Origin of the sequence: Streptomyces sp. NPDC046712 (assembly GCF_040645695.1) — a bacterium.
Lineage (GTDB): Bacteria > Actinomycetota > Actinomycetes > Streptomycetales > Streptomycetaceae > Streptomyces.
The window spans coordinates 1-12,039 of record NZ_JBEYYW010000027.1 but is presented as its reverse complement, the minus strand read 5'-3'; the positions used below and the strand labels follow the sequence as shown (position 1 = coordinate 12,039).

The 12,039-nt window shown below is 72.6% G+C and carries 14 protein-coding genes; 6 read left to right on the top strand and 8 right to left on the bottom strand.

From position 1 onward, the window contains the following. Positions 1 to 23 precede the first annotated feature (23 nt). Positions 24 to 689, bottom strand: a complete 666-nt coding sequence (locus ABZ939_RS28920; protein ID WP_361861367.1) for a response regulator transcription factor — start codon at positions 687 to 689, stop codon at positions 24 to 26. Continuing rightward, complete coding sequence (locus ABZ939_RS28915; protein ID WP_361861364.1) at positions 686 to 1,882, bottom strand: sensor histidine kinase; 1,197 nt, start codon at positions 1,880 to 1,882, stop codon at positions 686 to 688. Before ABZ939_RS28915 ends, ABZ939_RS28920 begins: the two co-directional genes overlap by 4 nt. 134 nt (positions 1,883 to 2,016) lie before the next feature. Here ABZ939_RS28915 and ABZ939_RS28910 point away from each other — a divergent pair, with 134 nt between their 5' ends. Continuing rightward, positions 2,017 to 2,928 (top strand): ATP-binding cassette domain-containing protein, encoded by a 912-nt coding sequence (locus ABZ939_RS28910; RefSeq protein ID WP_361861361.1) that lies wholly within the window; start codon positions 2,017 to 2,019, stop codon positions 2,926 to 2,928. Next, entirely contained in the window at positions 2,925 to 3,776 is an 852-nt protein-coding gene (locus ABZ939_RS28905; RefSeq protein WP_361861358.1) for an ABC transporter permease, read from the top strand. The genes ABZ939_RS28910 and ABZ939_RS28905 overlap by 4 nt, the downstream gene beginning before the upstream one ends. A gap of 9 nt (positions 3,777 to 3,785) precedes the next feature. Here the strand turns inward: ABZ939_RS28905 and ABZ939_RS28900 are convergent, their stop codons facing one another. Together ABZ939_RS28900 and ABZ939_RS28895 are read right to left on the bottom strand one after the other, a co-directional pair. Further along, complete coding sequence (locus tag ABZ939_RS28900) at positions 3,786 to 4,667, bottom strand: YhjD/YihY/BrkB family envelope integrity protein (RefSeq protein ID WP_361861355.1); 882 nt, start codon at positions 4,665 to 4,667, stop codon at positions 3,786 to 3,788. Positions 4,668 to 4,761: 94 nt separating this feature from the next. Beyond that, a complete protein-coding gene (locus tag ABZ939_RS28895; RefSeq protein ID WP_361861352.1) occupies positions 4,762 to 5,235 on the bottom strand; it encodes a helix-turn-helix domain-containing protein in 474 nt (157 codons plus the stop codon). Between the two features lie 120 nt (positions 5,236 to 5,355). On the opposite strand from ABZ939_RS28895, the gene ABZ939_RS28890 reads away from it, so the two are divergent. Then, on the top strand, positions 5,356 to 5,844 hold the full coding sequence (locus ABZ939_RS28890; protein ID WP_361861350.1) for a PaaI family thioesterase: 489 nt from the start codon (positions 5,356 to 5,358) through the stop codon (positions 5,842 to 5,844). Between the two features lie 184 nt (positions 5,845 to 6,028). Here the strand turns inward: ABZ939_RS28890 and ABZ939_RS28885 are convergent, their stop codons facing one another. The 3 genes from ABZ939_RS28885 to ABZ939_RS28875 form a co-directional block, all read right to left on the bottom strand. Continuing rightward, positions 6,029 to 6,397 carry a luciferase family protein gene (locus ABZ939_RS28885; RefSeq protein WP_361861347.1) on the bottom strand — a complete coding sequence of 123 codons (369 nt, stop codon included), beginning with the start codon at positions 6,395 to 6,397 and terminating at the stop codon, positions 6,029 to 6,031. Between the two features lie 200 nt (positions 6,398 to 6,597). Beyond that, a complete protein-coding gene (locus ABZ939_RS28880) occupies positions 6,598 to 7,206 on the bottom strand; it encodes a hypothetical protein (RefSeq protein ID WP_361861344.1) in 609 nt (202 codons plus the stop codon). Positions 7,207 to 7,403: 197 nt separating this feature from the next. Next, on the bottom strand, positions 7,404 to 8,570 hold the full coding sequence (locus ABZ939_RS28875; protein ID WP_361861341.1) for a PP2C family protein-serine/threonine phosphatase: 1,167 nt from the start codon (positions 8,568 to 8,570) through the stop codon (positions 7,404 to 7,406). A gap of 304 nt (positions 8,571 to 8,874) precedes the next feature. Here ABZ939_RS28875 and ABZ939_RS28870 point away from each other — a divergent pair, with 304 nt between their 5' ends. Genes ABZ939_RS28870 through ABZ939_RS28860 form a run of 3 tightly spaced genes read left to right on the top strand, consistent with a single transcriptional unit; the run spans position 8,875 to position 11,348 of the window. Further along, positions 8,875 to 9,744 (top strand): MoxR family ATPase, encoded by an 870-nt coding sequence (locus ABZ939_RS28870; RefSeq protein WP_361861339.1) that lies wholly within the window; start codon positions 8,875 to 8,877, stop codon positions 9,742 to 9,744. Continuing rightward, a complete protein-coding gene (locus ABZ939_RS28865) occupies positions 9,741 to 11,114 on the top strand; it encodes a VWA domain-containing protein (RefSeq protein ID WP_361861336.1) in 1,374 nt (457 codons plus the stop codon). The genes ABZ939_RS28870 and ABZ939_RS28865 overlap by 4 nt, the downstream gene beginning before the upstream one ends. A gap of 24 nt (positions 11,115 to 11,138) precedes the next feature. Further along, the gene (locus ABZ939_RS28860; RefSeq protein ID WP_361861333.1) at positions 11,139 to 11,348 is read left to right on the top strand and encodes a DNA-binding protein; all 210 of its coding nucleotides are present in this window, start codon (positions 11,139 to 11,141) and stop codon (positions 11,346 to 11,348) included. 97 nt (positions 11,349 to 11,445) lie between these two features. Here ABZ939_RS28860 and ABZ939_RS28855 read toward each other — a convergent pair. Continuing rightward, positions 11,446 to 12,039 (bottom strand): Hsp70 family protein (locus ABZ939_RS28855; RefSeq protein ID WP_361861330.1); only part of this gene is annotated, 594 nt, incomplete at its 5' end.

Here is a 12,039-nt window from a genome sequence, read left to right as displayed (position 1 = left end):
CGGTGCGTCACCGGATCGTGTGATCACGGGGTCACCAGGCCCGTCTCGTACGCGATGATGACGAGCTGGACCCGGTCGCGGGCGTCGAGTTTGGCGAGCAGCCGGGTCACGTAGGTCTTGGCGGTGGCGACGCTGATGACGAGCCGTTCGGCGATCTCGGTGTTGGACAGTCCGCTGCCGATGAGGGTCAGCACCTCGCGTTCCCGCTCGGTGATGGAGCCGAGTTCGCCCCGTCGCGGCGGGCCGGACGCGGGGCGGCCCGCGAAGTCCTGGATGAGACGGCGGGTGACGCTCGGCGCTATCAGGGCGTCCCCGGCGGCGACGACGCGGATCGCGGCGAGGATGTCGTCCAGGCCCATGTCCTTGACGAGGAAGCCGCTTGCCCCGGCGCGCAGCGCACCGTAGACGTAGTCGTCGTCGTCGAACGTGGTGAGGACGAGGATCCGGGTCCCCTGGTCCGCCATGATCCTGCGGGTGGCCTCGATGCCGTCCATCCCGGGCATACGGAGGTCCATCACGATCACGTCGGGGCGGAGGGTCTCGGCCAGGTCGACCGCTTCGGCGCCGTTGCCGGCCTCGCCGACGACGTCGAGGTCGGGGGCCTCGGCGATGACCATCCGCAGCGCGGTGCGGATGAGGGGCTGGTCGTCGGTGAGGACGATACGGACGACGTCGGCCGGGCCGGTCATCGGACTCCTGTCGGGACGGGGAGGCGGGCGGTGACCCGGAAGCCGCCTTCCGGGCGTGGGGCGGCGGAGAACTCGCCGTGGAGCAGGGCGACCCGCTCGCGCATGCCGACGAGTCCGTAGCCGGGGCGGGCGCCCGGGTCTTCGCCCCTCCCGTCGTCGACGACCTCGATGAGCAGCTCGTCCTCCTGGGCGTCGACGGTCACGCGGCAGGAGTCGGCGGCCGCGTGGCGGACCACGTTGGTGACGGACTCCTGAATGATGCGGAACGCCGAGAGGTCGATGTCCGGGGGCAGCGGGCGCCGTTCACCGCGCCAGAGCACGTCCACGCGGACGCCGGCTGCCGTCGTCGTGGCGGCGAGCGCCTCGACGTCCGCGAGTCCGACGGCCGGCTTCAGTGCGGAGCCGTCCGGCTGCTCGTGCTGGCGCAGCGCCCCGAGCATCCGGCGAAGGCCGGACAGGGTCTCCCGGCTCGCCTGCTCCACGGCGATCATCGCCTCGCGGGCACCGGCCGGCTGGGTGTCGACGACCCGTGCCGCGGCGCCGGCCTGGAGGGCGATGACTCCGATGGAGTGGGCCACCATGTCGTGCATCTCGCGGGCGATCCGCAGCCGTTCGTCGGTGACGGCCTTGGCCGCGGCCTGCACGGCCGCATGGTCGCGCGCCGCGCGTGCCTGGTGGGCCGAGCGCCCGAGGAGCCAGGCGACGCAGGCCGTGAGGGCCACCGCGATCTCCGCCGACGTGCCGACACTCCAGCCCTTCGCCAAGCGGAAGCCGAGAAAGCCGACGAGCACGCCGAGCGCGAGAGCGAGCGCGATGATCCCGGTGCGCCGTGGGCGGCCGGCGGCGATGGTGTACAGCGCCACCTCGACGGCGAGGAACTGGGCGAGGGGGATCTCCCCGACGCCCAACGGGATCGTCGCGGTCACCGAGGCGAGGAGCAACAGGCCGAGGGCGGTCAGCGGCCGGCCACGCAGCCGCCGGGCACCGACGAGTACCAGCGCGGAGGCCACCACCAGGAACAGGATGCCGTCCCAGCGGGTGTACAGGACCCCGACCTGAACGGCGGGTTCGTCCTCCCCTGGCAACCGCATCCGGATGAGAAAGGTGAACACCGCGCCCGCGCACCAGGCGACGACCGTCCAGACGGCGGGCGATGCGCGTTTGACCAGGGGCGGGGGCGCGGTGACCGGCATGATCACGATCCTAGGCGCGCGATGTCCGGGGGACATCGGACCTGGGGTGTACACCCCAGGCCGACAGGTGCCGGCGTCGGCTGTCGCCTCCGGTCCGACGACGCGCTGGGGCCGCCCCAGGCACCGTGGTCGCCGTGATCGAAGTCAACGAACTCACCAAGCGCTACGGCGCCACGACCGCCGTCGACGGGCTCACGTTCTCCGTACGGCCCGGTCGCGTCACCGGCTTCCTCGGCCCCAACGGCGCGGGCAAGAGCACCACGCTTCGGATGATCCTCGGTCTGCACGCGCCGACGAGCGGATCCGTCACCGTCGACGGCCGCCCGTTCCGGCAGCTCCCACGCGGACTGCGGCACGTCGGTGCGCTGCTCGACGCGGGCGATGTGCACGGCGGACGGACCGCGCGGGCCCATCTGGCCCTGCTCGCCCGCGGCAACCGCATCCCGCTCTCCCGGGTCGACGAGGTCCTGGAGGAGGTCGGCCTCACCGGCGCGGCGAAGCGCCGGGTGGGCGGGTTCTCCCTCGGGATGCTCCAGCGGCTCGGGATCGGGGCCGCGTTGCTCGGCGACCCGCCGGTGCTGCTGTTCGACGAGCCGCTGAACGGGCTCGACCCGGAGGGCGTGAAGTGGGTGCGCGGGCTGTTCCGGCGGCTGGCCGCCGAGGGCCGCACGGTGTTCGTCTCCAGCCATCTGATGTCGGAGATGGAGAACACGGCGGACGATCTGGTGGTCGTCGGCCGGGGTGAGCTGATCGCGGCGGAGAGCCTGGCCGCGTTCTCGGCCCGTGGCACGCGGCTGACGGTTTCGGTGGCGACCCCGGACTCCGCCGCGCTCGGGGAGGTGCTGGTCGCCGAGGGGGCGTCGGTCGAGGCGCGGGGCGGTGACCTGCTGACCGTGTCCGGGCTTCCGGCGGCCCGCATCGGTGAACTGGCCCTCCGCCATCGCTTCCTGCTGCACGAGCTGACCACCCGTACCTCCTCGCTGGAGGAGGCGTTCATGGAACTCACCGCCGACAGCGTCGAATACCTCGCAGGAGAATCCCGATGACCTCGCTCGCCACCGCCCGCACGTCCGCCGAGCTCGCGGTCGGGGAGCCGCGGGCCCGTTTCCGGGATCTGCTCGCATCCGAGTGGATCAAGCTGTGGTCGCTGCGCTCGACCCCGTGGTCCCTCCTCGGCGCCGAGCTGGTCGTCATCGCCTTCAACGTGGGCATCGCGTACGACCACTACCGCTACTGGCCGACGTTCGACCGTGAGCACCAGGCCCAGTTCATCGAGCAGAAGATGGCGCTGTGGGACGCGTTCACCACGAACGCCGGCATGATCCTCATACTCTGTTTCAGCGCCATCGGCGCCCTCGCGGTCGTCGGCGAGTACAGCACGGGGATGATCCGTACGACCTTCGCCGCCGTCCCGGCGCGCAGGTCGGTGATGGCGGCCAAGGTGGTCGTGGTCGCGGGCGTGACCACCGTCTGCGGCGCGATGGTCGCCGGCGCCTCCTTCGCGCTGACGCAGGCCGTCCTGTCGGCACGCGGGGCCGGCGTCTCGATCGGCGAGCCGGGCGCACTGCGCCTCGTCGTGGCGTCCGCGCTGCTGGCGCCGTTGTCGGCGCTCGTGGGCATGGCGATCGGCACGGTGCTGCGGCACAGCGCGTCGACGATCGTGGCGAGCGTGGTGGTGCTGCTGGTGCTGCCCCTTGTCGTCAGCGACCAGCGGCACTGGTCGGCCGTGCTCGCCCACACGCTGCCGTACGAGGCGTGGATGCGCCTGGTGCAGGCCGGCCAGTACGAGACCCTCTACCCCTGGTCGCTCGGCGGGGCGTGGTGCGTCTACGGGGCGTGGGCACTCGTGGCGGCCGTGATCACGGTGACGGCCGTCCACCTTCGGGACCAGTGAGCCGCGACGTCACTCGATGTCGTCGGGCAACTCGGCCGGCAGGTGGTCGATCCGGCGCCGGACCAGGTGTTCGTGGATCAGGCGCCCCACGAGGGCGGCGCCGTAGACGACGAAGCCGACGCCGACGAGCCAGGACTGCAGGACGAGGACCGTGCCGAACTGACCGTACGTCACCGCGTTGGAGGCGATCAGCGGGGAGAAGACGAACTGGGAGAAGATCCGCAGCCCGAACAGCCCCAGGGCCGTGCAGACGGCCCCTGGGGCGAGCGCGCGCCAGCGGATGCGCCCGCACAGCAGGAAGCGCTGCGACCACCAGAAGAACAGGAAGGCGCCGACGACGTCGGTGACGGCGATGAGCACGGTGATGGCCGTGGAGGTCTCCCGCTCCTCCGGTGCCTCGACGAAGAGCAGGAGGGCGCCGATGAGGACCGCCAGCCAGACGACGTGGCGCCACATGGTGTGCCAGCGGGCGGTGGGCAGGCCCCAGACCCGTTCGTAGCCGGTCTGCACGGCGGATCCGAAGGTCACACCGAACGCGGCGAGGGCGGCGAGGCCGAAGGCGGTGGTCCGCTGCAGCGCCGCTCCCGGTTTGCCGAAGAGGTCCTCGACCTCCTCCTGTGAGACCTCGGAGACGCCGAGTCCCTGGACGAGCCAGCGGGCGAAGCCCTGGCCGCTGGCGAGGTCGGCGGCGGCGACGACGATGAGCAGCGGGACGAGGGTGAGCAGGCTGAGCGCCGCGAAGCCCATCGCGCGGTGCATGAGCTCCACGTCGCGCCCGCGGTTCCAGGCGAGTCCGACGACCGAGGTCAGGATTGACTGATGGAGCCGGTGGAACCAGTGGCCGTGCTCGGTGGGGGCACCGTCGTGGGGCGCACCGGAAGTGGGGGGCATGCCACGGGGAGTACCCGCCGGAGCCCGGGACACCTCCGTCATGCCGCCGAACGGGGGGTGTACGACGGGGAGGGCGCGCGTCGGCGCGGCGGGTTCAGTCGGCGAGGGGACGGGCGCCCGGGCCGGGCCGGACGGAGACGTCACGTGGACCGAGGGTGGCCCGCTCGTCGCCCTGACACTCGACGACGACACGGACGGGCGCACCGCAGGCGGTGTGCCGGATGTCGAGCGAGGGACCTTCCGGGTCGGCGGCGTGGGCGTCGCCCCACTGCTTGAGGGCGAGCAAGAGGGGCCACAGATCACGACCCTTGGGGGTGAGCCGGTACTCGGAGCGGGTGCGGGTCCCGGGCTCGCGGTAGGGCTCGGCGCGCAGGATGCCCGCGGCGGTCAGCTTGCGAAGCCGGTCGGCGAGGACGGCCTCGGACAGCCCGATGTGGCGGCGGAACTCCTCGTACCGTCGTACGCCGTTGAACGCGTCCCGGACGATGAGCAGGGACCACTTCTCGCCGACGACGTCGAGCGTACGGCGGACCGAGCAGTTCGCGGTGTCCGTCTCCAGCCACTTCATCGCCACACTCTAACCAGCTGGCTTCGTCGTTGACAGTCAGGTGAGCGCCGGTCTAGCTTCGATCTTCGAAGCCAGGTGGTGAAGCCAGGTGGCGCGGGCGGGCGAAGGAGCGAAACGGGTATGAAGCGGTCACGCACGGTGGAGTGGGAGGACGCCGCGGCCACCGCGAGCGCGGCGGGGACGATGGCGGGCCTGGACTTCCTGCGGGAGATCGCGTCCGGCCGGCTGCCCGGCGCGCCCTTCGGCGCCCTGCTGGGCTTCTCGTTGGAGGAGGTCGAGCACGGGCGCGCGGTGTTCGGCTTCGAGCCGGGCGAGGAGCACTACAACCCGATCGGCAGTGTGCACGGGGGCGTGTACGCGACGCTGCTGGACTCGGCCGCGGGGTGCGCGGTGCACTCCACGCTCCCCCAGGGCATGGCGTACACCTCGCTGGACCTGTCGACCCGCTTCCTGCGCCCCATCACGCTGGACACGGGGAAGGTGCGCGCGGTCGGCACGGTCATGAGCCGGGGCCGCCGCACGGCGCTCGCGGAGGCCGGTCTCTACGACGCCGCCGACCGGCTCCTCGGTCATGCCACGAGCACCTGCATGCTGTTCCCTGTGGCGTGACGCCCGCGGCCCGCCCCGACGGCCCCGGCGCGGGTGCGCTCAGGGCCGGGGGCGCTCGGGGTCGGTGCGTTCAGGCCGGTGCGTTCAGGCCGGTGCGTTCAGGCCGGTGCGTTCAGGCCGGTGCGTTCAGGCCGGTGCGTTCAGGCCGGGGTGCTCAGGTCGGGGCCGATCAGGGCCGGGGCGCTCAGGGCCGCACGGGTGTGAGGCCGGTGCGGGTGCAGCCGTCCGGCGCGGTGTCCTGACCTCGGGTGGACGCCTGGAGCGCGGCGCTCACCAGGGTCGCCAGCAGGTCGATGTCGGAGTTCATGTCCAGACGGACCGTCACCCAGCCCGATCCGGCCCGTAGTCGCACGGCGCTCGAGCCCAGCAGGGCGGGGCGCAGTTTCGCGATCATGGCGCGGGTGAGATGGACGTCGGCCTCGTGCTCGCCGTGGAAGTGCACGATGTCGTGCGTCGCGGTACGCAGTCCGAGCTCGGCGCCGCACTGGGCGCGGCCGGGGGCCAGCGAAGGCCAACTCATCAGACGTTCACCGGCGTGCCGGGCTGTGTTCATACCCAGGAGCGTGCCGGGACGAAGGGCCCGGCACAAGCGTCCGGCGGAAAGAATCCGGCCGAGGCGTGAAACCGCCCCGCCCCTGGTGACACAGGGCGCGCGCGGTCTCACAAAGAGCCTCTTTCCGGCGGACGTTCGCGCGCGTCGGGGCGCGCGTCGGGGCGCGGCGGTGGCGGCGCGGGCGGGGTGGCGCCCCGGGTTCAGGAAGGCGGGTTCACGCCGGCGAAGACCACGTCGAACTCCTCGAGGCTCCTCGTGGTCACGCGCGCCGTCGCGGTGGCCTCGCCCCTGATCGCCGCGACGCCGCTGCGGGAGGCCGCCAGCGCGTCACGGTCGCTCCAGATGGCCCCCACACTCGCCCGCCCCTTGGCCCGGTCGACGAACAGGGATCCGCCCAGGAAGCCGGGCATGGCGTCGATCCGGGGCAGTGCCACGTCCCGGAAGGTGTCCACCAGGAGGTCCACGTCGGCGGGGTCGAGCTCCATCCGCACGAGCCGGAACCGCGCCCCGGGTCCGACGGACTGCGGGGGACGAACGACGGCCGCCTCCCAGTTGTCGACGGCCACGGTCTGGGCGAACGGCGCGAGCAGCGCGGCACGCCGTTCCCGCAGCTGCTCGTCACTGTCGTTCCGGGACTTCTCGTCCTCCCACCAGGTTCCCGTCAGCAGCTTGCCGAGCTCCCGGTCGACGAACAGCCCGAAACCCCGGAATCCCGGCTGCTCCGACACCATGGCGCGGCCATCGGACGCGATCGCGTCGACCGCGCCGTCGATCTTGGCCGGATCTCCTGTCACATACAGCGTGCGCACGTACACAGCGGTCCCTTCGTCCTGCCCGGCGTCGCACCCGCGAGGGCTCGCCGGCCATGGGCGAGCCCGGGTGGACCCGCCTCCCGGACTCCATGCGACGGCCTGCGAGGGAGGGAGGCAAGGGGGCCGGGTCGTCCGGGTGACCCGCGTGCGCCAGCGGGCCGAGCGGCGGTCCACGAGGAGGGTTGCGAGAGGGGCTAGTGGGTGGGGCGTTCGCGGAGGCGGGCCGCGAGGACGGCGACGTCGTCCTCGGCATGGAGGGCGTCGAGTCGCTGGAGGACCTCCTCCACGAGCTCCTCGGGGCCGGAGCCGGGGCGCAGACGGAGCGAGGACAGCCTGGCGAGCGAGACGTCGATGTCCTCGCCGCGCCGTTCCACGAGGCCGTCGGTGAAGAGCACGAGGGTGTCGGAGGGGGCGAGGGTGCGGGTCACGGGTTCGTACCCGCCGACGCCCGTGCCCAGGGGCGGTCCGACGGGGAGCTCGACGAGGTCGGCGGAGCCGTCGGCGGCGAAGACGACGGGCGGCAGGTGCCCGGCGCTGGCGAAGGTGGCCGCGCCGCGCGCCGGGTCGACCTGGACCAACAGACAGGTCGCGGGCCGCAGCCCGCCGTCGTCCGCGACGACGGAGTCGAGCTGGCGCAGCACCCGGTGGGGCGGCAGGTCCGTGGAGGCGACGTCCCGCAGGGCCGACCGGTACGCGTTCATGTCGACGGCGGCGTCGAGGCCGTGACCCATCACGTCGCCGACGACGAGGAGGCTGCGGCCGAAGTGGAGCCTTACGGTCTCGAACCAGTCGCCGCCCACCAACGTCCTGGCGCCGACCGGCAGATAGCGGCCGGCGACCTCCAGGTTGGGGTGCGGGCGGCCCGGTTCCGCGACGAGTGCCTGCTGGAGGTGGAAGGCGGTCCGCTCGGTGGCGGTGAGCCGGCGGGCGTGGCCCAGATGCGCCGCGGCGAGCCGTGCGGCGTCGTGGACGGTGGCCGTCTCGTGCTCGGTGAGGGCGGTGGCCCGCGCGCTGACGGCGCTCACGGATCCGATGATCCGGCCCTGCCACTCCAGGGGCGCGGACACGACCACCACGGGGACGCCCCCCGGGGCGACGTCCGCGTAGGTGCGGGGTGCCCCCTTCGCGTGCCGCGGCTCCAGCCGGTCGACCAGCTTGGGGTCCCCGGCCACGGCGGCACGCGCCCAGCCGGGACCGTCCTCGGGCCGGACGTCCACGGCCGCCGCGTCGTACCCGTGCCGGCAGAGGAACGTGGCCAGTTCCTCACAGACGCCCTCCTCGTCGGGGCGCGAGCCGATCTCGCCGATGGCGTCCGTCGTGGCCCGCAGCCTGGCCAGGACCGCCGCATGCTCCTCGACCAAGGAGGCCTGTTCCCCCGCTCGCTCCGACAAGACACCTCCACCGCCGCTACGGCCCCGAGCAGCGCACACATCCATTGGACCAGCGGCGCGACCCGGCCGCGCGCCACACCGGCCGGACCAGGAGTCCATCACATTCCGTGATGCCATAGCCAAGTCTTTCCGTAATCAGGCCACGTCCTTCACCGGCGGGCGCGCGACGTGGCCGCAATCTCGGTCGGAAGGTTGTGGTGCGGTGGCTGAGCTGATCGAATACACAGGACGCTACCGGCCAGTACGAATCCTGCGGCTCCGGGGAGAACAACCGATGACGACCGGGTACTTCACGTCAGTCGACGATGTCGCCGCGCGGCTCGCCGCCACCGGATATCTGGCCTCGCCCGCCGTCGCCACCACCGTCTTCCTCGCCGACCGGCTCGGCAAGCCGCTCCTCGTCGAAGGCCCGGCAGGGGTCGGCAAGACCGAACTCGCCAAGGCCGTCGCCCGGGTCGCCGACGCCCGGCTCGTGCGGCTCCAGTGCTACGAAGGCGTCGACGAGTCCCGCGCCCTGTACGAGTGGAACCACGCCAAGCAGCTGCTGCGCATCACGGCGGGCCGCGACGAGTCCTGGGACGAGACGCGCACGGACATCTTCAGCGAGGAGTTCCTGCTCCCCCGTCCCCTCCTCACCGCGATCCGCTCCGACGACCCGACGGTGCTCCTCATCGACGAGACCGACAAGGCCGACATCGAGGTCGAGGGGCTGCTCCTCGAGGTGCTCAGCGACTTCCAGGTCACCGTCCCCGAACTCGGCACGATCACCGCGACCCGGCGCCCCTTCGTCGTCCTCACCTCCAACGCGGGCCGCGAGCTGTCCGAGGCGTTGCGCCGCCGCTGTCTCTTCCTCCACATCGGCTTCCCCGAGGAGGAGCTGGAGCGGCGGATCGTCACGGCGAAGGTGCCGGGGCTCGACCAGGCGCTCGCCGCCTCCGTGGTGCGGGTCGTCGGCGCGCTGCGCGCGATGGACCTGCGGAAGGCGCCGTCGGTCGCCGAGACGATCGACTGGGCCCGCACCCTGCTGGCGCTCGGCGCCGACACGCTCGACGAGACGGTGGTGCGCGACAGCCTGGGCGTGATCCTCAAACACCAGGACGACATCCAGAAGGCGGCGGCCAAGCTCGACCTGGACGCGGTGTGAGCACGCCACCGGCGGGCGTGCCGGACCGGCTCACCGGTCTGGTGCACGCGCTGCGGGCCCACGGTCTCTCCATCGGTACGGGCGAGAGCGTGGACGCCGGCCACGCCCTGGAGGCGGTGGGATTCACCGACAGGGACCGGATGCGGGAGGCGCTCGCCGCCACCCTGCTCCACAAGGAAGGGCAACGCGCCCTCTTCGACCGGGTCTTCGACCTGTACTTTCCGCTCACCCCTGAGCGGGCGGAAGGGGCCGCCGACGGGGAGTTCGACACGGCCGCGCTGCGGGAGCAGCTGGCCGCGGCCCTGGCCGCCGACGACCGGCCGGCCCTGACGCAGCTCGCGGGCGACGCGGTGGGCGGCCTCGGCGGGTACGGCTCCGCACCGGACTCGGACGGCTGGTCCTCGTACCAGACGCTCGCCCGGCTCCGGCCCGAGACGCTGCTCGCGCGGGTGCGGGCGATGCTCCGGGAATCCGCCGCGGACGGGCCCGACTTCACCGACCGCCTGACGGACGACGAGATCAGGCGGCGCATCGAGGCGTTCCGGGAGCGGGTACGGACCGAGGCACGCCGACGGGTCGCCGAGCGCCAGGGCCGGGACCGGGTCGCGCGGCGGGCCGTGGCCGGCACGGCGGACAGTGTCGACTTCCTGCTCGCGGGCCGGGCCCAGCTGGACGAACTGCGCACGACCGTACGGCCACTGGCGCGGAAGCTCGCCACCCGCCTCGCGGCCCGGCGGCGGCGCGCCGCGCGCGGGCAGATCGATCTGCGGCGGACGCTGCGCGGCTCGCTGTCGACCGGAGGCGTACCCATGCGGCCGGTGCTGCGGCGCCGCCGTCCCGGGCGCCCGGAGCTCGTCCTGCTCTGCGACGTGTCGGGATCCGTCGCCGGCTTCGCGAACTTCACCATGCTGCTGGTCCAGGCCCTGCACGACCAGTTCAGCAGGGTGCGGGTGTTCGCCTTCGTCAACCGGGTCGACGAGGTGACCGATCTGATCGCGCGGGGCGCGGCGGATCCGGCGGGCCTCGGCGCGCGCATCATCGACGAGGCCGAGCTGACCGGCTGGCACGGGCAGAGCGACTACGGGACCGCCCTCGGCGAGTTCGCCGAACGGTACGCGGACGCCGTCGGCCCGCGCACCGCCGTCTTCGTCCTCGGCGACGCCCGTACGAACATGAGCGACCCGAACCTTCCGGCGCTGAAGCTCATCGCGGACCGGGCCCGCCGGATCTACTGGCTCAATCCCGAGCAGCCCTCACTCTGGTCGACCGGCGACTCGGTCGCGCTCACCTACGCGGAGCTGGTCGAGATGCACCCGTGCCGCAACGCGCGACAGCTGGGCGAACTGATCGGCCGGCTGCTGCCGGTCTGACCGCCCTCGTGCCACCATCGCGGTATGACGAAGCCGAACGAGTCACCGGGCACGGACCTTCCGCGTGGGATCGGCGCGCCCGCCACCCGTGCGCTCACCGCCGCCGGGTACACCACGCTCGAAGATCTCGCCGGAGTGCCCGAGGCCGAACTCCTGGCGCTGCACGGCGTCGGCCCCAAGGCGCTGACCGTGCTTCAGGAGGTCATGGCGGAGCGAGGTCTGTCCTTCGGCTGACGGCTCAAGGAGCCGCCGCCCGACAACGGGCACTGCCCTTCGGCGGACGGCTCGACGAGCCGCCGCCCACAGCGGGGACGGTCCTTCGGCGGACGGCTCAGGAGCCGCCGCCCTTCCGCTCGTCCTCGTCGTCGACGATCTCGGCGTCCACCACCTCGTCGTCGCCACCTCCGCCGGCCTTGGCCCCGCCCTGCGGGGACTCGTCCTGCGGGGCGTCGCCGCCGGTGGCCTGCGCGGCCCCGGCTGCGGCGTACATGGCCTGGCCCAGCTTCTGGGAGACGGTCATGACCTTCTCGGTGGCGGTACGGATCTCCGCCGTCCTGTTCTCGTCGGTGGATTCGGTCTTGAGCTTCTCCTTCAGCTCGGCGAGCGCTTCCTCCACCTCCGTCCTCACGTCGCCCGGGACCTTGTCCTCGTTGTCCTTGAGGAACTTCTCCGTCTGGTAGACCAGCTGCTCGCCCTGGTTGCGGGTCTCGGCGGCCTCGCGACGACGGTGGTCCTCCTCCGCGTACTGTTCCGCCTCGCGCATCATGCGGTCGATGTCGGTCTTCGGCAGCGAGGAGCCGCCGGTGACGGTCATCTTCTGCTCCCGGCCGGTGCCCAGGTCCTTCGCGGTCACGTGCATGATGCCGTTGGCGTCGATGTCGAACGCGACCTCGATCTGCGGGACGCCACGCGGGGCCGGCGGCAG

Coding starts and splice junctions, on each gene's coding strand:
- ABZ939_RS28920 (WP_361861367.1), bottom strand. CDS start 689: ATGACCGGCCCGGCCGACGTCGTCCGTATCGTCCTCACCGACGACCAG.
- ABZ939_RS28915 (WP_361861364.1), bottom strand. CDS start 1,882: ATGCCGGTCACCGCGCCCCCGCCCCTGGTCAAACGCGCATCGCCCGCC.
- ABZ939_RS28905 (WP_361861358.1), top strand. CDS start 2,925: ATGACCTCGCTCGCCACCGCCCGCACGTCCGCCGAGCTCGCGGTCGGG.
- ABZ939_RS28900 (WP_361861355.1), bottom strand. CDS start 4,667: ATGCCCCCCACTTCCGGTGCGCCCCACGACGGTGCCCCCACCGAGCAC.
- ABZ939_RS28895 (WP_361861352.1), bottom strand. CDS start 5,235: ATGAAGTGGCTGGAGACGGACACCGCGAACTGCTCGGTCCGCCGTACG.
- ABZ939_RS28890 (WP_361861350.1), top strand. CDS start 5,356: ATGAAGCGGTCACGCACGGTGGAGTGGGAGGACGCCGCGGCCACCGCG.
- ABZ939_RS28885 (WP_361861347.1), bottom strand. CDS start 6,397: ATGAACACAGCCCGGCACGCCGGTGAACGTCTGATGAGTTGGCCTTCG.
- ABZ939_RS28870 (WP_361861339.1), top strand. CDS start 8,875: ATGACGACCGGGTACTTCACGTCAGTCGACGATGTCGCCGCGCGGCTC.
- ABZ939_RS28860 (WP_361861333.1), top strand. CDS start 11,139: ATGACGAAGCCGAACGAGTCACCGGGCACGGACCTTCCGCGTGGGATC.